Annotated in this window: 40 protein-coding genes and 1 tRNA gene; 36 read left to right on the top strand and 5 right to left on the bottom strand. The window is 65.8% G+C overall.

Annotation, left to right across the window (positions count from 1 at the left end; translation table 11 throughout):
• Position 1: 1 nt before the first annotated feature.
• The 17 genes from ACIPY8_RS04750 to ACIPY8_RS04830 all read left to right on the top strand — a co-directional run bounded on the left by ACIPY8_RS04750 (position 2) and on the right by ACIPY8_RS04830 (position 7966).
• Positions 2–658 carry a hypothetical protein gene (locus ACIPY8_RS04750; RefSeq protein WP_400815518.1) on the top strand — a complete coding sequence of 219 codons (657 nt, stop codon included), beginning with the start codon at positions 2–4 and terminating at the stop codon, positions 656–658.
• A complete protein-coding gene (locus ACIPY8_RS04755; protein WP_400815521.1) occupies positions 658–1224 on the top strand; it encodes a hypothetical protein in 567 nt (188 codons plus the stop codon). Before ACIPY8_RS04750 ends, ACIPY8_RS04755 begins: the two co-directional genes overlap by 1 nt.
• Positions 1221–1382: a hypothetical protein gene (locus ACIPY8_RS04760; RefSeq protein WP_400815523.1), complete on the top strand. Its 162-nt coding sequence runs from the start codon at positions 1221–1223 to the stop codon at positions 1380–1382. The genes ACIPY8_RS04755 and ACIPY8_RS04760 overlap by 4 nt, the downstream gene beginning before the upstream one ends.
• Positions 1382–1588, top strand: a complete 207-nt coding sequence (locus ACIPY8_RS04765; protein WP_400815525.1) for a hypothetical protein — start codon at positions 1382–1384, stop codon at positions 1586–1588. The genes ACIPY8_RS04760 and ACIPY8_RS04765 overlap by 1 nt, the downstream gene beginning before the upstream one ends.
• Positions 1589–1929: 341 nt before the next feature.
• The gene (locus tag ACIPY8_RS04770; RefSeq protein ID WP_400815527.1) at positions 1930–2586 is read left to right on the top strand and encodes a hypothetical protein; all 657 of its coding nucleotides are present in this window, start codon (positions 1930–1932) and stop codon (positions 2584–2586) included.
• A gap of 71 nt (positions 2587–2657) precedes the next feature.
• On the top strand, positions 2658–2948 hold the full coding sequence (locus ACIPY8_RS04775) for a hypothetical protein (protein WP_400815529.1): 291 nt from the start codon (positions 2658–2660) through the stop codon (positions 2946–2948).
• A complete protein-coding gene (locus ACIPY8_RS04780) occupies positions 2945–3394 on the top strand; it encodes a hypothetical protein (protein WP_400815531.1) in 450 nt (149 codons plus the stop codon). Before ACIPY8_RS04775 ends, ACIPY8_RS04780 begins: the two co-directional genes overlap by 4 nt.
• Positions 3395–3401: 7 nt before the next feature.
• The gene (locus ACIPY8_RS04785; protein ID WP_400815533.1) at positions 3402–4664 is read left to right on the top strand and encodes a DNA-methyltransferase; all 1263 of its coding nucleotides are present in this window, start codon (positions 3402–3404) and stop codon (positions 4662–4664) included.
• Positions 4661–4834, top strand: coding sequence for a hypothetical protein (locus tag ACIPY8_RS04790; RefSeq protein WP_400815535.1), 174 nt, complete (start codon positions 4661–4663; stop codon positions 4832–4834). The genes ACIPY8_RS04785 and ACIPY8_RS04790 overlap by 4 nt, the downstream gene beginning before the upstream one ends.
• Before the next feature lie 22 nt (positions 4835–4856).
• Complete coding sequence (locus tag ACIPY8_RS04795) at positions 4857–5390, top strand: hypothetical protein (protein WP_400815537.1); 534 nt, start codon at positions 4857–4859, stop codon at positions 5388–5390.
• Positions 5387–5647: a hypothetical protein gene (locus tag ACIPY8_RS04800; RefSeq protein WP_400815538.1), complete on the top strand. Its 261-nt coding sequence runs from the start codon at positions 5387–5389 to the stop codon at positions 5645–5647. Before ACIPY8_RS04795 ends, ACIPY8_RS04800 begins: the two co-directional genes overlap by 4 nt.
• Positions 5644–5973: a hypothetical protein gene (locus ACIPY8_RS04805; protein WP_400815541.1), complete on the top strand. Its 330-nt coding sequence runs from the start codon at positions 5644–5646 to the stop codon at positions 5971–5973. Before ACIPY8_RS04800 ends, ACIPY8_RS04805 begins: the two co-directional genes overlap by 4 nt.
• A complete protein-coding gene (locus ACIPY8_RS04810; protein WP_400815543.1) occupies positions 5970–6164 on the top strand; it encodes a hypothetical protein in 195 nt (64 codons plus the stop codon). The genes ACIPY8_RS04805 and ACIPY8_RS04810 overlap by 4 nt, the downstream gene beginning before the upstream one ends.
• Positions 6157–6945 carry a hypothetical protein gene (locus tag ACIPY8_RS04815; protein ID WP_400815545.1) on the top strand — a complete coding sequence of 263 codons (789 nt, stop codon included), beginning with the start codon at positions 6157–6159 and terminating at the stop codon, positions 6943–6945. Before ACIPY8_RS04810 ends, ACIPY8_RS04815 begins: the two co-directional genes overlap by 8 nt.
• The gene (locus ACIPY8_RS04820) at positions 6938–7375 is read left to right on the top strand and encodes an ead/Ea22-like family protein (protein WP_400815548.1); all 438 of its coding nucleotides are present in this window, start codon (positions 6938–6940) and stop codon (positions 7373–7375) included. Before ACIPY8_RS04815 ends, ACIPY8_RS04820 begins: the two co-directional genes overlap by 8 nt.
• Positions 7372–7689 (top strand): hypothetical protein, encoded by a 318-nt coding sequence (locus tag ACIPY8_RS04825; RefSeq protein ID WP_400815550.1) that lies wholly within the window; start codon positions 7372–7374, stop codon positions 7687–7689. Before ACIPY8_RS04820 ends, ACIPY8_RS04825 begins: the two co-directional genes overlap by 4 nt.
• On the top strand, positions 7682–7966 hold the full coding sequence (locus ACIPY8_RS04830; RefSeq protein ID WP_400815552.1) for a DUF4326 domain-containing protein: 285 nt from the start codon (positions 7682–7684) through the stop codon (positions 7964–7966). The genes ACIPY8_RS04825 and ACIPY8_RS04830 overlap by 8 nt, the downstream gene beginning before the upstream one ends.
• Here ACIPY8_RS04830 and ACIPY8_RS04835 read toward each other — a convergent pair.
• The gene (locus ACIPY8_RS04835) at positions 7960–8823 is read right to left on the bottom strand and encodes a hypothetical protein (RefSeq protein WP_400815554.1); all 864 of its coding nucleotides are present in this window, start codon (positions 8821–8823) and stop codon (positions 7960–7962) included. The genes ACIPY8_RS04830 and ACIPY8_RS04835 overlap by 7 nt on opposite strands.
• Between ACIPY8_RS04835 and ACIPY8_RS04840 the strand changes: the two genes are divergently transcribed.
• The 15 genes from ACIPY8_RS04840 to ACIPY8_RS04910 all read left to right on the top strand — a co-directional run bounded on the left by ACIPY8_RS04840 (position 8822) and on the right by ACIPY8_RS04910 (position 15158).
• Positions 8822–9784, top strand: coding sequence for a hypothetical protein (locus tag ACIPY8_RS04840; RefSeq protein WP_400815556.1), 963 nt, complete (start codon positions 8822–8824; stop codon positions 9782–9784). The two genes, ACIPY8_RS04835 and ACIPY8_RS04840, sit on opposite strands and share 2 nt — an antisense overlap.
• A gap of 150 nt (positions 9785–9934) precedes the next feature.
• A complete protein-coding gene (locus tag ACIPY8_RS04845; RefSeq protein WP_400815558.1) occupies positions 9935–10333 on the top strand; it encodes an HIT family protein in 399 nt (132 codons plus the stop codon).
• 8 nt (positions 10334–10341) lie between these two features.
• Positions 10342–10635: a hypothetical protein gene (locus tag ACIPY8_RS04850; protein WP_400815560.1), complete on the top strand. Its 294-nt coding sequence runs from the start codon at positions 10342–10344 to the stop codon at positions 10633–10635.
• A gap of 288 nt (positions 10636–10923) precedes the next feature.
• A complete protein-coding gene (locus tag ACIPY8_RS04855; RefSeq protein ID WP_400815562.1) occupies positions 10924–11115 on the top strand; it encodes a hypothetical protein in 192 nt (63 codons plus the stop codon).
• Positions 11112–11486, top strand: coding sequence for a hypothetical protein (locus ACIPY8_RS04860; protein ID WP_400815565.1), 375 nt, complete (start codon positions 11112–11114; stop codon positions 11484–11486). Before ACIPY8_RS04855 ends, ACIPY8_RS04860 begins: the two co-directional genes overlap by 4 nt.
• Positions 11483–11674, top strand: a complete 192-nt coding sequence (locus ACIPY8_RS04865; RefSeq protein WP_400815568.1) for a hypothetical protein — start codon at positions 11483–11485, stop codon at positions 11672–11674. Before ACIPY8_RS04860 ends, ACIPY8_RS04865 begins: the two co-directional genes overlap by 4 nt.
• Positions 11671–11940 carry a hypothetical protein gene (locus ACIPY8_RS04870; RefSeq protein WP_400815571.1) on the top strand — a complete coding sequence of 90 codons (270 nt, stop codon included), beginning with the start codon at positions 11671–11673 and terminating at the stop codon, positions 11938–11940. The genes ACIPY8_RS04865 and ACIPY8_RS04870 overlap by 4 nt, the downstream gene beginning before the upstream one ends.
• Positions 11940–12275 (top strand): hypothetical protein, encoded by a 336-nt coding sequence (locus ACIPY8_RS04875; RefSeq protein ID WP_400815573.1) that lies wholly within the window; start codon positions 11940–11942, stop codon positions 12273–12275. The genes ACIPY8_RS04870 and ACIPY8_RS04875 overlap by 1 nt, the downstream gene beginning before the upstream one ends.
• The gene (locus tag ACIPY8_RS04880; protein WP_400815575.1) at positions 12272–12634 is read left to right on the top strand and encodes a hypothetical protein; all 363 of its coding nucleotides are present in this window, start codon (positions 12272–12274) and stop codon (positions 12632–12634) included. Before ACIPY8_RS04875 ends, ACIPY8_RS04880 begins: the two co-directional genes overlap by 4 nt.
• Positions 12635–12961: 327 nt before the next feature.
• The gene (locus ACIPY8_RS04885; RefSeq protein WP_400815577.1) at positions 12962–13429 is read left to right on the top strand and encodes a DNA translocase FtsK; all 468 of its coding nucleotides are present in this window, start codon (positions 12962–12964) and stop codon (positions 13427–13429) included.
• On the top strand, positions 13354–13857 hold the full coding sequence (locus tag ACIPY8_RS04890) for an NUMOD4 domain-containing protein (protein ID WP_400815579.1): 504 nt from the start codon (positions 13354–13356) through the stop codon (positions 13855–13857). Before ACIPY8_RS04885 ends, ACIPY8_RS04890 begins: the two co-directional genes overlap by 76 nt.
• Complete coding sequence (locus tag ACIPY8_RS04895) at positions 13847–14071, top strand: DUF3039 domain-containing protein (protein ID WP_400815582.1); 225 nt, start codon at positions 13847–13849, stop codon at positions 14069–14071. The genes ACIPY8_RS04890 and ACIPY8_RS04895 overlap by 11 nt, the downstream gene beginning before the upstream one ends.
• On the top strand, positions 14068–14328 hold the full coding sequence (locus ACIPY8_RS04900; protein ID WP_400815584.1) for a hypothetical protein: 261 nt from the start codon (positions 14068–14070) through the stop codon (positions 14326–14328). Before ACIPY8_RS04895 ends, ACIPY8_RS04900 begins: the two co-directional genes overlap by 4 nt.
• A 230-nt stretch (positions 14329–14558) precedes the next feature.
• Positions 14559–14630 (top strand) — tRNA-Asp (locus ACIPY8_RS04905).
• 216 nt (positions 14631–14846) lie between these two features.
• Complete coding sequence (locus tag ACIPY8_RS04910; protein WP_400815587.1) at positions 14847–15158, top strand: HNH endonuclease; 312 nt, start codon at positions 14847–14849, stop codon at positions 15156–15158.
• 7 nt (positions 15159–15165) lie between these two features.
• Here ACIPY8_RS04910 and ACIPY8_RS04915 read toward each other — a convergent pair whose 3' ends face one another.
• From ACIPY8_RS04915 to ACIPY8_RS04930, 4 genes are all read right to left on the bottom strand, one after another.
• Positions 15166–15399 carry a helix-turn-helix transcriptional regulator gene (locus ACIPY8_RS04915; RefSeq protein ID WP_400815589.1) on the bottom strand — a complete coding sequence of 78 codons (234 nt, stop codon included), beginning with the start codon at positions 15397–15399 and terminating at the stop codon, positions 15166–15168.
• Positions 15400–15701: 302 nt separating this feature from the next.
• On the bottom strand, positions 15702–16280 hold the full coding sequence (locus tag ACIPY8_RS04920) for a hypothetical protein (protein ID WP_400815591.1): 579 nt from the start codon (positions 16278–16280) through the stop codon (positions 15702–15704).
• 101 nt (positions 16281–16381) lie between these two features.
• Positions 16382–16663: a hypothetical protein gene (locus ACIPY8_RS04925; protein WP_400815594.1), complete on the bottom strand. Its 282-nt coding sequence runs from the start codon at positions 16661–16663 to the stop codon at positions 16382–16384.
• A 2-nt stretch (positions 16664–16665) separates the two neighbouring features.
• Positions 16666–16965, bottom strand: coding sequence for a hypothetical protein (locus tag ACIPY8_RS04930; protein ID WP_400815595.1), 300 nt, complete (start codon positions 16963–16965; stop codon positions 16666–16668).
• Between the two features lie 443 nt (positions 16966–17408).
• Here ACIPY8_RS04930 and ACIPY8_RS04935 point away from each other — a divergent pair, with 443 nt between their 5' ends.
• The 4 genes from ACIPY8_RS04935 to ACIPY8_RS04950 all read left to right on the top strand — a co-directional run bounded on the left by ACIPY8_RS04935 (position 17409) and on the right by ACIPY8_RS04950 (position 20421).
• Complete coding sequence (locus tag ACIPY8_RS04935; protein WP_400815597.1) at positions 17409–17696, top strand: hypothetical protein; 288 nt, start codon at positions 17409–17411, stop codon at positions 17694–17696.
• Entirely contained in the window at positions 17693–18112 is a 420-nt protein-coding gene (locus ACIPY8_RS04940) for a hypothetical protein (RefSeq protein ID WP_400815599.1), read from the top strand. Before ACIPY8_RS04935 ends, ACIPY8_RS04940 begins: the two co-directional genes overlap by 4 nt.
• Before the next feature lie 62 nt (positions 18113–18174).
• Positions 18175–18663 carry a hypothetical protein gene (locus tag ACIPY8_RS04945; RefSeq protein ID WP_400815601.1) on the top strand — a complete coding sequence of 163 codons (489 nt, stop codon included), beginning with the start codon at positions 18175–18177 and terminating at the stop codon, positions 18661–18663.
• Between the two features lie 3 nt (positions 18664–18666).
• Positions 18667–20421, top strand: coding sequence for a terminase large subunit domain-containing protein (locus ACIPY8_RS04950; protein WP_400815603.1), 1755 nt, complete (start codon positions 18667–18669; stop codon positions 20419–20421).
• The last annotated feature ends 4 nt before the right edge of the window (positions 20422–20425 follow it).

A 20425-nucleotide genomic window follows, 5' to 3' on the forward strand; every position in this document is an offset into this window, starting at 1 on the left:
CATGGTCGACATCAAGCGCACCCTGCAGGCGAAAGAGCTCCGCGAGGCGGTGTTCAGCGACCCGGACCTCCCGGAGACACTGCGGCTGTTCACACTCGCCGGTATTCACCTGTGGGAGACGGCACCCGATCGGCAGGTTGTGAAGGAATTCCGGCGTGAGAGCTGGGCGTACCGCGCGCTGCGACTCATGGGCCGCACCGGCACCGTCGAGGAGCTCACCCCGGGCCTCCGAAGCCTGATCTATGACGACGTCCCGAAGTACCGGATGGACTTCACGCGCACCCCACCGTGTCTGGGCACGATGCTCCGGCCAGCGGGAGCCCCTTGCAAGCACCGAGCACTGAGCCTCCGGTCGACTCTCGTGAACCCGATCACCGGGGAGGGGACGCAGGCCGGATCGTGCGCCAACCTCCGACACGAACAGCAGGCCGACGAGATCCTGCGCGCCGCTCAACGGGCATGGGAAGCGAACGGATCGCCGAAGCCGAAGCCCAACAGCGGCGGCCGGCTGCTCCGCTACTTCCAGGGGAACATGGTCGAGCTCTACGCATGGGCTGACAAGGCCTACTCCCGGGGCGCCACTGTCCCCGAACCACCAGCAGAGAACCTCGCGGGCGTCATCAGCCTCGCGGACCACCGCAACCGGAAGGACACGTGATGCGGATACTCACCGTTCGCCAGCCATGGGCATGGGCGATCATCCATGGCGGCAAGGACGTCGAGAACCGACCTCGGAACATCGCGGGCAGCTACCGCGGCCCCGTCGCCATCCACGCGGGCCTCACGTACGACAAGGACTCACACGAGCGTTCGCAGACGCTGAGGGACGCGCAAGATCGCGCGGCGGTCGCTCTCGGCGCTGAGGTGTTCTCCCACGGGTATCTCTGGGATCTGGACGCGCCCGACCCCCGCGAACAGTGGAGCCTCATGGGCCACATCATCGGCGTCGTCGATCTCGTCGATGTGCACAGCGCATCTGTGATCGGCGGGTGCGGGCGGATACAGCACGACTGCGACGAGCACCCGAACGGATGCCGCCACCACTGCTCGCCGTGGGCGATGGGTCCAGCCCCCGAGGGCTGGTATCAGCATCTCGTGTTCGAGAACCCTCGGGCGCTCGACGAGCCGATCCCGTACACGGGTGCCCTCGGCCTCCGGAACCTCGCGGTGCGCAGCCCCGAGGTCGTCCTCGATATCAACCGACAGATCGGAGCCACATCGTGACCGCCGAGCAGTTCGTGAAGCAGATCGAAGCCTCGAACGACGTAGCGGACATGCTCGACCGTCTGAAGGTCGGCCTCGAAGAGCGCGGATGGTCGACACCAGCGGCAGAAAACGCGTCCACGATCATCAACAACACGATCATCGCGAAGCACGGCTGATGTCGTTCCCTGCGCAGTACAACGGCACGTGTGCCGCGGCATGCGGATACCGCATCCACGAGGGCGACGAGATCGAGCGCGACACGGACGGGAAGTTCCGCCACGTCGACTGCGTCCCGAAGCCGGACCCGACCACCCTCGGACCACGAGAGGTCGTCTGCCCCGACTGCTGGCTGGTGAAGCCGTGCCGATGCGACGACGACTGAGAAGGGAGTCGTGATGGCTCGCACAGTGCCCGTGTTCATCACTCGCGGCATCCTGCCTTCGGATACCGCCGAGTGGGCGAAGCTCGGAACCTCGTCCCCCGGCGGTGAGTTCATCTACAGGTTCTACGACGCCGAGATGCGATTGCTCTACGTGGGCGTCACGTGGAATCCCTACGCGAGATGGACGCGACACCGTCGGACGCAGCCGTGGTGGCCGCAGGTGCGGTACTTCGACCTTCACCAAGGGCGGGACTCGCGCGACTCACGCGCTTGGGAGACGTGGTGCATTCGCAACCTCGATCCGCTCCACAACAAGATGCAGAACAGGAGGTGGCACAGCCGTGGCAAGAATCCGGACGATCAAGCCGGAGTTCTGGACTGACGGAGCCATGATCGCGCTGCCGTTCGAAGCACGCCTGTTCTACATCGGAATGTGGAACCACTCGTGCGACCGAGGGCACATGTCGGATGACCCGATGGGGTTGAAGCTCAAGGTGCTCCCGGCCGACCCGGTCGACGGCGCCGCGCTCGTCGACATGCTCATCGCATCGGGACGAGTCGAGCGCATCGAACTCCCCGGTGGGAGGCGGTATCTCGTGATCCCGAGGTTCAACGATCATCAGCGCGTCGACACCCGGTGGAACTCTCGGTGCCCCGTCTGCGCTCACCTCGACTCTGTGGGACTCACCGAAACTCACGCGAGTTTGGGTGATCTCACGCCAGGAGGGGAGGGGAGGGGAAAGGAAGGGAACGGAGAGGAGGGCGCTGACGCGCCACTCTCCCCCTTCTGCTCAAAGCATCCCCAGGGCACTGACGACCCGTGCCGGGCGTGCGGCACAGCGCGGAAGCGGTACGAGAAAGCCGAGGCCGATGCGAAGAGCAAGCCGACGCAGATCCCCGCGAAGTACGGATCGCACCAGATCGAGTGCACCGGTGAACACCGGTGGCTCCCCGGCGGAACGTGCATGCACTGCACGGCGAGGAAAGCCACCGCGTAGACCAACCACTATCCACAGGCCACTGACCCAGCAGAACGGGTGAGTGGGCTTTTCCATTGAGAGGGGCAGCCATGAGGGTTGTCATCGACATTCCCGACAGGGACTACGGGCGGCTCGTGAACGTCGCCGAAGGCATGGGCGTCAAGGTGCCCGAACTGATCTTCGCCGCGACGCTCGAGCTCATGCCCTGGCGTGAGACAACCGCAGACCGCGTCGAGCACCTCGTGCGGGCCGGACTGTCGGACGCGCGAATCGCGCAACGACTCGACGTGCCGAACTGGAAGGTCGCACAGTACCGCCGCGATGCGGGGCTCGCGGCGAACAATCAGGGCCGCGGTGGCGGCGGAAAGAAGGTCGCATGAACGCCGACATCATCACCGATGCGAACTACCCGCACGGCACACCCGAAGGGTTCAAGAACGGATGCCGTGGGGGCCACTGCCCCGCCGAGGTGTCCTGCCGGACCGTGCACACCAGATACGCCGGCGACTTCACGTTCCGCCGTCAGATCGACGCCGGCATGACGCCCGAGCAGATCGTCGAGGCCGAGCGGGCCGCGGAAGCCGCGGCACGACCCATCGTGAAGCGGAACGCGAACCGTGTCTACGCACGCCGCGTGCCCGGCGTCGCGAACAACCCGAACCAGCAGGCGATCAAGGATCTCGTCGACCAGGGGCTCACGGACGCGCAGATCGCAGACCGCCTCGGGAAGACACGAGGGCAGGTCTCCTCGACACGGAACTACCTCAAGCTCCCAGCCAACAGAACCCGACGAACCCCCGCCACCGCGGGGGTTTCTTCGTCCTAGGAGAACGATGACCCTGCACTACGAGGACGCCGGCCTCCGACTGTTCCACGGCTCGAACCGCGACATCCTCCCGACCCTGCCCGACGCGTCGTACGACTCGATCGTCACCGACCCGCCCTACGAGCTCGGCTTCATGGGGAAGGGTTGGGACTCGACCGGCATCGCCTACGACGTCGAGGTGTGGCGGGAGTGCTTCCGGGTGCTCAAGCCCGGAGGTTACCTGCTGTCGTTCGGCGGCACCCGCACCTGGCATCGCATCGCGACCGCGATCGAGGATGCCGGGTTCGAGATCCGCGACTCGATCGCATGGCTCTACGGCTCCGGATTCCCGAAGTCGCTCGACGTCTCGAAGCAGATCGACAAGCTCGCCGGCGCGACTCGTGAACCGGGCGCCCCTGCCCGGGATCGGGTGTCGCACATGCGCAACGAGAGATACGCGAGTGGGCGTGCCGGATTCTCTGCAGAGAAGGGCACGAAGCTCGCCGCCGAAACCGGTGACCCAGTCACCGACGACGCGCGGACATGGCAGGGGTGGGGCACGGCACTCAAGCCGGCGTTCGAACCGATCATCGTCGCCCGGAAGCCGTTCGCCGGCACGGTCGCAGCGAACGTGCTCGCGCACGGCACCGGGGCCATCAACATCGACGCGACACGTGTGCAGACGTTCAGCGATGGCCCAGGCTCGACGCCACGTGCGAAGGACGGCGGCAAGCGCTCCGCTATGGCCGGCGACATGGACCGTACCGAGTACGACGGCTCTAAGGGTAGGTTCCCGTCGAACGTGCTGCTCGACCAGTCGCAGGCGGCCGAGCTGGATCGTCAGGCGCCGGACACCGGAGGTGCGGGCAAGGCATCCGGGCCGTCGCTGCGCGAACCGACCGGAGCGGGAGTCGCATTCGGTGCGCGTCGCGGGCTCGTCGGCGATCCGGCGTTCTACGGCGATCGAGGTGGTGCGTCGCGGTTCTTCCCCACGTTCAAGTACGAGGCGAAGGCGCCCGGTTCTGAGCGCCCCACGGTCGACGGCGTCGCACACGCCACGGTGAAACCACTCGACCTGATGCGGTGGCTGGTTCGCCTCGTCACCCGTCCCGGCGGCCGCGTCCTGGACCTGTTCGCCGGGTCCGGCACGACCGGCGAGGCGGCGCTGCTTGAGGGCATGGAAGTCGACCTGATCGAGCTCGAAGCCGCACACCTGCCGCTGATCCTGGCTCGGGTGCGGAAGCCGCTGCAGACGTCGCTACTCGGCGGCTGGGAAGGCGGTGCTGCATGACCGGTTTGCGATCAGGTGAACTGTTCGCTGGCGTGCACGGTCTCGGCATGGCGGCCGAGCAGCTCAAAGCCTGCGGGAACGGCGTCGTCACACTGCAGGCCGCATGGGCACTCCGCGAGATGCTCGCGCGCCCCGGCGTCCCGCCGATCAGATACGGACTCGCGGCATGAGGCCGCTCGAAAGGACATCAGCATGACCGCATTTATCGGCATCGACTGGTCGCTCACAGGCTGCGGCGTCGCCGCGTACGTGGATGGCGAGTGGGATCGGTGCACGATCTCCACGAAGCCCGACGACGGCACCATCGACGGTTACCTCGACCGGGTCCACGGGATCGCCGCGCAGATCGTCTCCTGGGCGGACCCCGCGGAGGGCGACATCTGGGCCATCGAGGGGCCGTCGCTCGGAGCGAAGAGCTCGGCTCTGGACCGCATGTTCGGCGGCTGGTGGCTCACCGCGAACGACCTCACCGAGCATCACGAAGCACCGTGGGTGTTCGCCCCGTCGTCGCTGAAGAAGCTCGCCACGGGACGCGGCAACGCGAACAAGTCCGACGTGCTCCTCGCGACCGAACGCCGCATCCCAGAGGCGGCCGTGTCGAACGACAACGAAGCCGACGCCGTCTGGGCGGCGATCGGCGCATCCATCCTCGAGGGTCACCCGATCGTCGAGCTCCCGAAGAACCATACGACCGGCCTGACCCGGATTCTGAAAGGAAAGTCATGAGCTTCCCCAAGCCCGCACGCTCGCAGGTGGTCTACCTCCACCTCAAGCCCGGCCAGTACAGCACCGACCTCACCGTCGCGAAGGTCGCGAAGAGCCGCGACGCGCAGGTCGAACCCTGCGTCGTCATCGTCAAGGCGAAGATCACCGTCCCCGGGGACTTCTTCGACGAAGCGCTCCCGTACGTCGAGATCACCTTCCAGCCCGGCGACGAGCTCACCCCTGCCGAGGTCACGATCAGCGCGGAGGTCGACGAGTGAGCGCCGAGTACGCGGGGATCACGATCATCGTCGATGAGGGTCCGAATCGCACCATCATCAACATCCCGAAGGCCGTCGACGTCGAGATGTTCACGCGCGAGGCACCGTTCACGGTCCAGCCATCGAACCTGTTGGCCGCAGTCAACGACCCATTCTGGTCCCGTCCGCTGACCGCGGGCCTCCGGTTTCGTCCCATCGGGGAGTACACCATCCGGGACGAACTGAATCCCATGCACCCGGCCGCCCCCGAGCTGTCCGAGCACGAGCGCGCCGAGGTCGAACGGTTCGGCATCCACGACGAAGACGAAAGGGAGGGGGTCTGGTGACCGTCACCAAGCACGAGATCCTCACCGTCACCTCGCCGGACAGCCCGGCGGCGATGATCGCCGCACTCTCGGAGCTTCCCGAGGACGCGCGCTTCATGGGCGCGGACCGGCAGGAGGCGTCGAACTTCGCCGGGCACGAGTACCTGAGTGCGGTGTCGATGACGTTCCGACGAAGGGCCACCGATGGCTGACGACCAGACCATGTGCATCACCACGCACACCGATGTCATGGGGGCGATCCACAGAGCGGATCGCCCCTTCCCATGCCGGCGGCGGGGCATCACCCCGGACGGCACGCGCGTTCCCGTGGCCCACTACGCTACGTGCGAGAACGCCGAATGCCGAGGGTGTGTGCCGCGGTCGGCGCAGCACGGCTACCTCTGCGGCGTCTGCTACCGGCGCGTGGTCGACGCGCTCGGCCGCCTCGCGTGGCTGATCTCCCACCTCCGGTCGATCGAGAAGGCGGCTCAGGCGGTTGGGGAGCGGGTCGACACGTCCATGGAGAAGTCGATCCTCATGCCCGACCCGTGGATCGCGGCCGACGAGCTCATGGTGTCGCTCGGTGCCCGGCAGATCCGGTCGACGGCGACGATCGACGAAGCGATACAGCTTGCGCACGACGCCGTCGCGCTCGACGTCGACGAGTGGGTGTCAACCGAGGCGGGTGCCACGCAGGCCGTCGTGATGCTGAAACGCATGGGCGTCGCCCTGAAACGGTGGCCGGACTCCGAGGCGCAGTTCCGACCCATCCCGTATCTGCAGTGCCCGAACTGCGGGTACACGCACCTATGGCGGTCCGCGCCCGACCACTTCGGTGACGAGCTGCGCGTCGTTTGCGGCTCCGAAGGGTGCGGATACGTCATCGCGTGGACGGCCTGGGTGAAGCAGTACGCGCCCGCGTTCGCGGCGATCGAGACAGACATGAAACGCCGCGAGAAGGCGGCAGCACGGAAGGAGAAGACGGATGCCTGAACGCATCGACCTCGACCCGCTCGAGGCCAAGGCCAAAGCCGCAACGCCTGGTCCGTGGATGCTCGACGGCATGGGCGAAGACGAGCCGGAGATCAACTACTGGGCGCATCGCTTCATTGGGACCGCGGAGCCGAATGAGTCGGGCAGCCACGAGGTCGTTGCGACATCGGAGGATGGGCACGGTCCGAATGCCGAGTACATCGCCGCGGCACACCCGGCCGTCATCCTCGCGCTCGTCAGCGAGCTCCGGACGGCCCGTGCGGCCATCGCCGCGTGCGTCCCCGTGCTCGAGCAAGCGAGGTCTGACATCGTGCAGATCGAGGGGGAGTGGGGAGGGTCTCGCGGGTGGGACGCTCTTGTCGCCGCCGGCGATGAGGACGCTGTCGCTGTCGTGAAGGCCGAGGCGCTCATTGCGGAGCTGGGGTCATGAGCATCTACTCGTCGCGGCCGCTAATCGGCGCCGACGAGAACGAGGAAGCCGACGGCACGGTTCTCGTCTACGGCAGCTCGACGAAGTTCCCGGACCCCGCCGACCTCAGTACGGACATCGAGCTCGCGAGCATCCCCGCGTGGTGCGTCCCCGGCCACGCCGAAGCGGAGGACTCCACCGACGTCGCCGAGTACCTCCGGCTCAGGGTCGAAGACTCCGACGTGGTACTCACCGACGCCGCCGCGCTGAAGCTCTACCACCAGCTCGGGAACTGGCTCATGACTCCGAAACGGAAGGCGGTCACTGATGCCTGAGCGTCTGCAGCTCTCGCGCCGGCGCGGATACCGGAAGCCCGAGGGGGCGGTCGTCGTCGCACGACCGTCCCGGTGGGGAAACCCGTTCACCGTCGAAGAGTTCGGACGCCACGAAGCCGTCCGCCGTTACGAGCAGATGATCCGGTGGAAGCTCGGCGACGACCCCCACCTACTCGACCCCCTGCGCGGGAAAGACCTCGCTTGTTGGTGCCCTCTCGACGGCGAACCCTGCCATGCCGACGTGCTGTTAGCGATCGCCAACAGCACAGATCAGTAGGCCATGTTGTCGACGGCTGACACGATCTCGTACCCGAGCATCTCGGCTCCATCCATCGCCTCGCGCACCGAACGGCGGTAGGCGAACGAGCGGCGCCATCTCTTCCAGAAGGATCGGGGTGCGTCGCGAGTCTTGAGAACCGTCGCGGTCCACTCGTCGGCGCGCCACGCTCCGTCGACCAGGATGAAGGCCTCTCGGTGCGCCTCAAGCAGACGACGGTTGCGGACGTATTCGTCCATGTACTGACGCAGGTCGAGGTCGTCTTCGACGTCGCGCTTCATCTTCGGCGACAGGCGTGCCCAGCCGCCGGGTTCGGGCCACTCCCACAACCACATCAGGTCGCCCGGCTCTCGCAGAAGCCGATCGATGTTGTGGAGAACAGCGTCGGAGACTGCGAGCAGATCGTGCGGCGTCTCGTGTTTGGCCTGTTGCGCGAACACGGCATCTGCCGATGACTCAACCTCGTCGAGCAACTGCACCGCGCGATGGGCGTGAATCACGCCGGGGAATCGCTGCGATGGCTCGCCAGTTGGCACCGCGCCCACGACAGGGACAAGACGATCCAGTTGAGTCCGATCTGGGTTGAGGTCGTGAATCGCGCTGCCCCATGCGATCGGGTGTCGAAGAGCGACCCGAGCCTTCGCGACTACCGCGGCTTCGGCGTTCGACACCTCGAGGCCACGAGCGCGCTTCGCGAAGCGCCTCTCTGTCCCGAGCACGATCATCGCGACGATCAGACCGGTCCCGATACCGATTAGCGCGTCGGGACCAAATGACGACCAGTCCCACCAGCTCGTCCACCAGCCCTGCGGCTCACCGTCCACCTGAGCGCTGAGCGCCACCGAAGGAATCCCCATGAAAGAACACAACCACAGAACGGACAAGACGATGACCGATGAACGACTGATCGAGGAAGCCGCGAAGGCGATCTACGCCGACTACGTTGCGCGATACCCCGAGGAGCCGCCGATGTACCACGCGGGTCCAGGTCAGCCCGTGTGGCGGCACATCGCTCGTGCTGCTCTGGCCGTGTTCGAGAAGGCGCACACCCCGACCAATCCAACCGACAACAGGCAAACCGACTGGCGAGACAAGGCGTGGAACGCAGTCATTATCGGGAGGATCACCCCAACCGACGACGGGGCAGTGCAGCAGTGGGGCTTCTCCCGACGGCGCGATGAGACGCAGGAAGCGTGGATGAGGTACCGCGCGATCACGAGCCATCCGGAGGTAGCGACCCCGACGCTGTTCAGCGCCGGGTTCACGATGGGTGTCGCAGCTGCGCAGTCGACCGCCCTTTCCGAGGTACCGGAGCCGAGCGCCGAGCGGCTGATGCAGGCACCTGCGATCCAAGCCGTACGTGAGGTTCTCGATCAGGTCTCCGACCGGATGGATGAGCACGCCTACAGCGAGATCTCATCTGCTCTCGATGACATCCCGGATTGCGAGAGCGCGACGGCGACGCTGCACGACGAACACCCGGAGCCGCAGGGCGAACCGTCCGACGCGCCGAAGCGGCTCGTGCACGAGGTGAACATGCTCCTGTCGTCGGTTGCATCTCACGGACCCCACGCGCTGACGGACACAAGCGACCGCATGTACACGGCGGGGCTCCTCCGTCGCCTCCGAGATGCGATCTACCCGAAGCCTGCGCAGCAGTTCGCCGCGGGAAACGCAGTGCGCGCCGAGATGGCCCGAAACGGGCTCGACGTGCACCGGATGATCTACGGCCAGGAGATCGCGAACGTCCTCGCGGGTGTCGCCCTGGACGCCGCTCTGCGTGCTGCATCCGCCGTACAGGGAGAGAACCATGGCTGATCTGTGGCATGCACCGTGGCGCGGCCCTGACTACTGGGACTGGCGATGCCGCATCTGTGGCGAACCCGTCCGAGACCATCCGAGTCTGTGGCGTCGCATCATCGCACGCCTCCGCCGCGCCGTACAGGGAGAGAACTAGGAGAAGAACCGATGAACTCCACACTCGATGCAGCCGAAGCGGGATGCCCGTTCTGCAAGATGGTCATGCACGTCGTCCTCGGCGGCGAAGGAATCGAACAGATCGGCGCTTCCGGGGTCTACCATTTCGAACCCTTGAACCCGGTCACGCCCGGACATCGCCTGTTCATTCCGGCGTTCCACTACGAGCACGCCGCGGAGGCTCCGTCTGCGACAGGGGCGGTGTTCGAGTGGGCGGCGTACTGGGCGGCCGAGCGAGGCGAAGACTTCAACCTCATCGTGAACGCTGGCTCCGACGCCTCTCAGACCGTCCCGCACCTGCACGTCCACTACGTGCCGCGCAGACCGGGAGATGGGCTCGTGCTGCCCTGGACGAATCAGCCCCCCGCCAGCTCGGGAGAGAACCGATGAACCTACGCATGGGGAACCTGAACGTCGCTCAGTTCATGGAGCGCGTCGGCGGAGCGGCGACGCCCGCCGAGGTCGAGTGGCTCGAACGCTGGCGCACCAACGACGCGAACTTCACAGACCCGGAGCGCTTCCACATCTTCGACGACCCGGCGATCTCCATCGTGATCGGTGCCGGATGCCTGAACCGGACCGCGGACGTGTGGAAGCGCATCAACGCCCGTCAGACGTTCAACCGCGAGGTGGGACTCTATCCCGCCGCCACCCCGGGAGAGAACCGAGAGGAACAGAACCGCCATGAGTGAGAGCACACCGAACACGAATACAGATCCGACGCCGTGGGTGTGCTCTCACGGTGATCGGGCACCTCATGCTGGTGCCCTCCGGGACGGAAACTGCAGCGTCGAGTACAAGCCCCGCCCCCAGCCGAGTGATGCGCAGGTGCTGGCAGGGATGGAAGCGGTCAGCCGAGTCAATGGACTCACGCTGCTCCGCACATACGCGAACTTCTCAGATGGATGGTGGGAGCAGTTGTACGCCGGTATCGCCCGCGCTGTCCTGAGTGCCGCCACCAACGAGCAGGGAGAGAACCAATGGCTGAGCCGGTGAACGTCACAGTGAGCGACCCGGAGACGGGTGAGGAACTCGAATCACGGATCGTCGACAACGACTTCATGGTCATCTGTGCGGGCGACCGCTACATCGACGGCGTGCAGGCGTACGGGAACGGCACGCAGGTGCTCACCGTGAAGCGTCGCCCCGCCACTGCAGGAGAGAACCGATGAGCCACACCGTCACGATCACCCGCCTCCCCGACGCGGAGAGCGACGACTACGAGTACGAGTTCGGAGGCACGCACGGGGCCGACTGCATGGTCGGGAAGCGGTGTGAGAGGTGGGCGTGCCAGACCATGAACCACGAGTACGAGACCGAGCGCACCCGCCACGGCCTTGAGCACTGGTGGAACTGGGACAACCGCGAGTGGATCGTCCACAACACCGACGACTGCGCACTCAGCTACGTCTTCGAGTACCGCACCGACATCGAGACATTCGATGGCCTCGCGCTCGGCACCTATCCCGTGCGCATCGAGTGGGACGACGAGTGGTGGCTGGAAGTGCAGAACCCCAACCCGGGAGAGGCGGTAGCGGGATGAGCGTCAGCCACTTCAGCCGGGAAGTCTTCTCCGAGGGCACCCGCGTGCACGGCGGCGCGATCGCCGAACTCATCACCGCCGCCTACGCCTACCAGGGCGTCGAGGGCGCGACATGGCGAGTCGAAGACAACGGGGTCGTTTTCGAACGCCCCATGGGCGAACAGATCTCCGGGAGGGACGAGCGATGAGCGCCGGCACTCTCATCCACCCGGAGAACGAGGTGTGGTTCCACGACCACCCCGCCGACGTCGCCTGCAGTCCGAACTGCTACCGGCAGACGGACACTGCACCCGTCCCCACGGCCGTCACGTACTTCATCCGAGTCGACGGGGCGCTCCGCCAGGTCGAGCCGCTCACAAAGCCACACCGCGAGCAGGCGCACGTCACCGTCCGCGTCCTTCGCGACGGGAAGATCCTCACCGTCCACAACACCGAGATTCTCAGGAGCTACTGATGGCTGAGTACACACCGACCACCGAGGAAATCGCGAACGTCTTCGAGTGCGGGGACGACGACGAGACGTTCAGCAGCGATGTCTATCGAGTGCGTGCGAAGCGGCGAAAGCAGTTCTACGAGTGGCTGGCTGCTCATGATGCCGAGGTGCGGGCATCCGTCGTAACCGAGGAGCCGGAATGGGCCGAGGACTACATACAGTACGGGCACCTGCTCGACATCGGGGTCTTCATGGTCGAGCCCCGCGGGAAGAACTACGCCACGCACCAGCGGCGGGTGAAGCTCGGGCACCCCGAATCGGCATGGGGTCCGGTAAAGCAGGGAGACGAGACGTGAACGAGAAGAAGTGCGCGCGTTGCGGCGAACGAGCCGAGACCATCGACAACATCCGTGGCACGACGTTCTGGGGACTGATCCAGCGCACCACCGCGACGCGAGTGCGGAAGCAGCTTCGCGTCGCCTGCACCCAGTACACCCGCACCGAGAAGGACGAGCGGGTGATCACCGTCGACGAGACGAGGCCACTGTGCGACCCGTGCTGGGGTCTCCTCGTCGGCCGGTTCCTGCAAGGCCGAGATGTCGTCGCCGCTGAGCACGAACACGAATGGCGCCGCGGCCGGGATGACCTCGAGCAGTGCTCGCTCTGCTACCAGACACGCATCGCCGTGGAGAAGGGAGACACCGCCGATGGCTGACGAGAAGCAGTGCGCTGACGGGCGCATCCACGGGAGCCACTCGTGGGAGGAGCAGGAACCCCGGCAGATGTACCACCACTGTTGGGGCGTCCGAGCGGTCACCTCCGACGACCTGTGGAACCCGCGCCACGACGTGACCGGCATGTTCTGGCCCGTGAAGTGCACTCGGTGCGGACATGTCCACGACGGCGGCAAGGTCACCGTCGTGCAGCGGTACGCCGACTGCTCGACATGGCGGTGCCCGGCATGCAACGCCCTGATCGACGATCGCCCCATCGGATGGGGAGGATCAGCGATCCCACTCGACAGCGAAGGACGAGAGAAACGATGACGACATTCGACGACCGCGTGGACGAAGCGGAAGAGCTCGTCCGCTCCGCGCAGTTCGGCTCCACGTCGATGCTGCAACGCAAGATGAAGATCGGGCTCTCCGAGGCCGGACGGGTCATGGCGGCGCTCGAGGTGCGCGGCGTCGTCGGACCCGCCGAGGGCGCTCGGACGCGGGATGTGCTCATGCCGCCACCCGAGCCGCCGGCGATCCCGACGCTGGAGGAGATACTCGCGCGCCGCACAGCGACACGAGCGGCGCAGCCGAGTGTCGTGACACGACAGGCGCGAGCACAGCCCCGAAGTCGAGGTGATCCCGGGGCGCGGCATCGGGGACTTCACCCTGAAACCGATCGTGCCGTTCCGGCGCATCCCCGAAGGAGAGAACAACCATGCCTGACGAGAGGGAGGAGTGGCGACTCATCCCCGGCCTCGATCGCTACGCGGTGTCGAACCTCGGCCGAGTGAAACGGCTCACGTCGAGCCAGGGGACCAAGGCCGGCACGATCCTTGAAACTCCGCTCAGCTCCGGTGGTTACAAGCGCTTCAACGTGTACCCGGGTGATGGGAGCGTGCGGACGCTTTCACTCCACCGTGCAATGGCACAGGCGTTCATCCCGAACCCTGGAAATCTGCCAGTGGTTCGACACCTCAACGACATCCACGACGACAACAGGCTCGAGAACCTCGCATGGGGCACTCACGCTCAGAACTCGCGCGACATGGTCGAGAACGGTCACCACCGCGGGCTAGCGAAGACGCACTGCAAACACGGCCATGAGTTCACGCCCGAGAACACTCACGTGTACCGCGGACGCCGAACGTGTCGGCGATGCGTCATCATGCGGACCAAGAACTACCGACAGAGAAAGCGAGAGAAGCAGGATGACCGCTGACACGATCGAAAAGCCGGACACCGTCATCAACGACGCCGGGGATCACGAACTCATGGCGCACTATGCGCTCAAGAAGGACATCGAACGGTCGATGTTCGAGGGTGTAGAGATCACCGCGCTCTGCGGGAAGAAGTGGCGACCCTCCCGCGACTTCACCAAGTACCCCGTCTGCGGCACCTGCAAAGACATCTACAACGAGAGGTTCCCCGAGTGACACCCCGCAAGAGAGACTTCATCTCGACCAACGACCTCGCCGACGCGGCGGTCAGGGTCAGCGACCTTCCCAAGCTGTTCAACGTGAGCCGCTCCACGATCGACGACTGGCTCGTCAAGGACGAGATCGCCACGTTCGAGCACCCCGTCTGGGAAGGCACCGGTCGGCCGCCGCTCGCAGTCCGATGGGGAGACCTGCCGATCAAGAAACCCGGATCGACACGATGGAACCGTCGGGAGAACCGGAAGAAGTCCTGATAGAGTCTTTATGGTTGGACTCGTCCATACCTCACACCCTCGGATGACACCGGGGGTTTTGTCGTTAAGACCCCTTCCCGGCAACTTTCGGTCGAACGTCGCGTCCCCAGCGCCCCTACGTTCCCGGTCGGCTCGGTTGAAGGGCGCCGCAAGTCAACGCGGCCACCCGCGCACCCGAACCGGGGCGCAAAACAGAACAGACCCGAGCCAGTTCGGCTGCGGCGGGTCATGGCCCTGTAGCTCAGTGGGAGAGCATCCGCCTGTCGAGCGGAAGGTCGCGAGTTCGATACTCGCCGGGGTCGCAACTGCAATTCCCTTCGAACCCACCCGAGAGGCCGTGACGCAATGGGCGCGAACGACAAGCTCGCAGCGACGTTCCACCCTGCAACTTCGGCGCCCGCCAAGTACCCGTGCGGCGACTGCGGAGCAATCTGGGACTCTCGAGCCTCCGCGGACGAGTGCGCAATCATCGACGGCGTCGAGGCGCGCCGCGCACGACGCAATAGGGGCTGACCTACATGGCATGGTCGACGAGCAATCGGCGCGAGACTCTCCCTCCCGGATGGGAGAAGACGCGGCGTCGCATCCTCAAGCGCGACGGCTACCGGTGCACTGCAATTCGGTTCGACACCGAGCGCCGGTGCAATGAACCCGCCACCGACGTCGATCACATCCGGTCGCACGCAAACGGCGGCGGCGAAGAGGACTCCAACCTCACGAGCCTCTGCGCCCACCACCATGCAACTAAGTCCAGCTCCGAGGGCGGCCGCGCCGCGTCAGCACGACGCAAAGCTGCAAAGAAGCGCCGGCATCCCGGACTGCTCCCGTAGACGCAACTCAGCCGCGATCGGATGCTGCAAGATCCGTCCGAGCTCCACGCCCAGGACGAGCCGCCCACCACGCGTCGATCGTCGCCTCCGACCAGCCCGCGTTCGGCCCGATCCGCACGTCCGGGTCCGGCATCCGACCCTTCACCGCGTACTGACGGATCGTCGGCCCTTCGATCTCCGCACCGTGCACACGCCGCAAATACGCCGCAACTTCGGCTGGCCCCATGTACTCGACGGTCATGCCTGCAATTGTCCCATGCGCTGTAGAATCGGCCATGGTTCCTTCCCTTCGGGTGGTTCCGCGCCCCGGGCCTGTTTCACCCTCCATCGGAGGTCGGTCCGGGGCATCTTTCGTCTCTGGCTACCAGTCCTGCAATTCGCCCGGATCGGTCACGTCGAACATCGCAACCTCCCCGTCGAGAGTCGTCCGCCTCTCTCCCTGCGGCCACCTCACACCCGCGAGGGGGTGCAATCTCCGGTCGTACTCGGGAGAGGCAACAGGCGCTTGCAACAGGCCCGCGAGCGGCTCCGCTTCGCCGAACATCAGAACACCTCTCCCCAGACCTCAGACTCTGCAACTACTTCCACCGCTGCGGGAGCATCCGCCGACCATGCGTCGAACGGCGCAACGTCCGGCACGGTCGCGTTCGCAATGATCGTGTGCACTTGCTGCCGCGAGAGGCCCACGGAACGCGCAATAGCTACCTTGGTGGCACCCTTCGACGCCGCGTCGAGAATGAGCGCGTCACGCTCGAGGGTGAGCCGACGCAACATGTCGAGCTGGTCTAGGGCACGCTCTGCGGATTCCTCCCACGCGACGTTCTCCCGCGCCTCTGCGGCACGCTCGCGCCACTCTGAGAACGTGACTCGTTCCGTTCCCCAGTGCTCAATCCACCACTGCCGGAACTCGGACGTGACCAAACCACGGACCATGTGCGCGGCGCCGTAGAACGCGGCCTGTTCCGTCGTCAGCCCTCGCGCCGAGGCGCGTGCAAGATACGCGTTCGCGCGCGGGGTGTTCTGGAATAGATACGTGATACCGCCCGTATGGTCATAAAACCGGGCGAGCTCGCCGGCGACATATTCGGCCCATGCCGCGAAATCGTCACGATAGACGCTCACAGTGCTTCCCTTCGATCGCCCGGACTGTTTCACCTATCCGGGGTGTGTCCCGTGCTCCGGTCGTGATCCGGTGACGCCTACGCGTAGCACGGGGGAGATGTTCAGGCGGTCTGCATCGCCCGGTGTCCCTCGCACATGTGCAGGGGGTAGACGCGACAGTCGCACTCGACGACTTCGTATGCGACGGGCATTCGCTGTCCCCGGATCTCAGCCGTAGCGATGTCGACAGCCTGGGAGACGTTCGCGAGCATGAGAGACGCGATGGTTGCGAGTTCTGCCCCGTGTGCGAAGAGTGCTTCGCGCTTGGTCGTCTTGCGCGCGGTTCCGTACTGGACGAGCAATGCCGCAAGGTCGCGCGTGCTCTGCGAGGGTGTGACAGCCATGGTCAACGCTCCCCACGGATCGCGGCGACCGGTTCCCGGTATGTCCAGCCCTCCATGGTGCTGTCATGCCACCCGCGCACGGCCCAGCACTCATCGCAGAGCCGAAGCCCGCCGATCCCCGCTCGGGCGTTGAACGTCGCCGACTTCGCGACCATCAGAAGCCATTCGCCACGGAAGAGGGTCAGACAGTCGTCGCACTGGACTTCCCAGACCGGACCTTCCGACTTGATCCCGTGCACCAAGCCCGGAAGGTCAGGCAGAGACTCTGTCTGCGGGATGGCTTCGACTTCGTACCTGCTCATGGTTCCTGCTCCTAGGTGTGTGCCCCACGTGTGCGGGTGCTGCTGTCTTCGGGTGTTGTCGGTGTTTCACTTCCGACACTCATGACATTACTAACGACCGTTACCAATGTCAACCCTCAATCACACATCCGCGTGTCACCCCGCAGCACTAGGCACCACGCCGGCAGAGACGCCGGCACGGATACCCACACGGACAGACAGACACGACACCCCGACACCGTCGCACCAGCTGCCACCCGCGCCCCGTACACACGGCATGTGTCAAGCGACACGACACACCCCGCGCCGCAGACACGACCGGACACCCCGCGACCGTCAACCCACACGACACCCCCGGGCACCCACCCCCCGCCCCCGGCCTCTCCCCGCCCGCAAGCGTTCTGCCTCTCGCGGTGCGCGCGGGTCTGGGGGGTCATGGTCCGACCCCGATCGCGAGGTATTCGATGTCGAAGCGGAATCCGTTCCGGATGATCGAGCGCGTGGGCAACATCGTCGGCAACGTCTTGTTCGGCGTGCTCGGTGTCGGCTCGTTCGTGATCGTCGGGGTCGGGGTATCGCTCTACTACGAGTGGGGCTGGTGGGGCCTGCTGCTGATCCCCGGCGTCCCGATCGGCCTCGCTGTGCTGATCGTCATCGTCGCGGCGCTGCGGTTCGTCACCGACTCGATCCACGACGCGTGGCTCATGGCGAAGTGGCGCTGGGACGACCGGCACCGCGAGGACGGCGAGTGAGCTTCATCCGCTTCCGTGTCGCGACTCGAGCAAGCGGTGTCCGCCGACAGGTCTGGGTGCACGTCTACGACGACCGCGAGCAGATGGCTCGAGCGCACCAGGCGCACCGCGGGCACGAGTACGACCCCGGCGACGACATAGCCGGCGGCGTCGCATTCGGCGGGTTCCCATGGCCGAGGCCCGATCGGACGCCGATCGTCGTGATGCGCCTCTGGACGGGGCAGCTCACGACGCGGACGGTCGCGCACGAGTCGACGCACGCCGCGGCCGCGTTCTTCTTCATGGACTGCATCCCGGGCTGGGACAGCCGAGCTCGCCCGTACCTCATCGGCAACCACGAACCGCTCGCGTACATGATCGGCGACCTCACCTCCGAGGTCATCGCCGCCCTGTACCGCTTCAAGCTCATTGGCTGAGCCGATCATCACCGTCCGTCGACCGATTCGGTCACGGCTTCCGTTTCGGGAGAGGGAACACCATGCCTGGCAAGGGACCGGCGCCGTCCGAACGGCGCTCGCGAGCTCGCGACAACACCGTCCGCGACATCATCCGCTCCGACGGGCGCATCGGCGGCTGGGATCTTCCCGACGACGTACTCCCAGTTCTCCCCGAGGACAAGCAGATCGACCCCGATCGCGTCCTCCGCGAACAGTGGAACCCCGCGACCGTGCGCTGGTGGAAGAACTGGCGCGAGTCCCCCCAGGCCTCGAAGATGGTCTCCGCTCCCGACTGGGACTACATGCTCGACACCGCCCTGCTCCACCACCAGATGTGGGAGAGCGGCGGGAAGAACTCCGAGCGCGCGGCCGAGATCCGCATCCGGGTCGCGAACTTCGGAGCGACGCCGGCGGACCGTCTGCGTCTGCGCGTCGAGATCGAGGTGCCCGAGGAATATCCCGTCGGCAACGCGAAGAACTCGAACGTCACCAGCATCGACGACCGCCGCAAGCGAATCGCGGGGGAGTAGCCGATGCCCCGGCGACTGATTCGCAGCCCGGGGCACGATAGGAACAAGTCGCTCGGCTGGATCGCCGTGTGGTGGATTGAGACGTTCGTCGTCCACGGTCGCGGTGGCGCTCAGGGCATGCCGATCACCTACGGCGACGAGTATTCCGGCTTCATCGTCGACTGCTACGCGCACGACGCCGCCGGGAAGCGGTTCTACAACTCCGCGTTCTTCTCGCGCCCGAAGGGCACCGACAAGTCGGGCCTCGCCGCGGCGCTCGTGCTGTTCGAGGCGTTCGGGCCGGCCCGGTTCGCCGGGTGGGCGAAGGGCGGCGAGACCTACGAGTTCCTCGGCCAGACGTACACGTACGTCAAGGGCGAGCCGATGGGCATGGGCGTCAAATCGCCGACGATCAAGATCATGGCGACCGAAGAGGGCCAGACCGGCAACGTCTTCGACAACGTCTACTACAACCTGACCGACGAGAACGCTCCGCTCTACGCGCTCAAGGCCGTCTACGGGGTCGACGCGGGCAAGACCCGCGTGCTGATCCCACACAACGGCGGGACGATCACGCCGTCGACCGCCGGCGCGGCGTCGAAGGACGGTGGCCTCGAGACCTTCGCGGTCTTCGACGAGACCCACCTGTACGAGACGCCGACGCTGCGCGCGATGTACGACACCGTCGTCCGCAACCTGTCGAAGCGCCGCAAGGAAGGCACGTGGTTCATCGAGACCACGACGATGTACGAGCCCGGCGCCGAATCGGTCGCCGAGGACACGTATTTCCTCGCTGACCAGATCGAGGACAAGAAGGCGCGGCGGCCGCGTCTGCTGTTCGATCACCGGTGGGCCGACATCGAGTCTCTCGACAAGATCAAGGTGCCCGACCCGACCAAGAGGGGCGGGCGGCGGCTCGAAACCGAGGAAGAGTACCTCGAGCGGCTCACCGAAGCGTTCTACGAGTCCTTCGGCGACGCGATCGCGTGGAACGACCCCGAGGGCATGCTCGACGACCTGTTCGACCCGCGCCGCTCCGAGGAAGACACCATCCGGTACTTCTTCAACGCGGTCGTCGCCGGCAAGCACGCGTGGCTCAAGCTGCTCGAGTGGTCCCGGATCGGTCTGCAGGCGCGACTCGCGGAGGCGAAGGAAGCGGGCACCAAGCTCGGCTTCCGGCCGCCCTCGCGGGGCGACAAGATCGCGCTCGGGTTCGACGGATCGTTCAACTCGGACGCCACGGTGCTCATCGCATGCCGCATCGACGACGGATACGTCTTCCCGATCGGCATTTGGGAAGCCCCTGACTCGAAAGAGGCGAAGCACTGGAAGGTCGACCACCAAGAGGTCGAGACGGTGCTCGACGAGACGTTCAAGAAGTTCGAGGTCGTCGCGTTCCTCGCCGACCCGCCGCTGTGGCGCGACTACGTCGACCGCTGGGAGACGAAGTACGGTCCCGACCTGCTCGTCAAGGCGACCGACGCGAAGCCGATCTCGTTCGAGACCGCGCAGCACACGGTCATGGCGAAGGTCGTCGAGCGCACCGAGACCGCGATCAAGTCCGGCGAGCTGTTCCACGGCAACCACAAGGTACTCACCCGGCACGTGCTCAACGCGAGCCGGTGGAAGCGGTCCGGTGGTGACGTCATTGGCAAGGACCGCAAGGGCTCGATGAAGAAGATGGACGCCGCGGTCGGCATGTGCCTCGCGGTCGAAGGCCGCGCGCGGTACAGGAAGCAGTTCAAGAAGCGGACGGGCACGGTTCGCCGAGTCCGGTGATCCC

Source organism: Microbacterium sp. NPDC089696, assembly GCF_044749125.1.
In the GTDB taxonomy this organism is placed as follows: Bacteria; Actinomycetota; Actinomycetes; order Actinomycetales; family Microbacteriaceae; genus Microbacterium.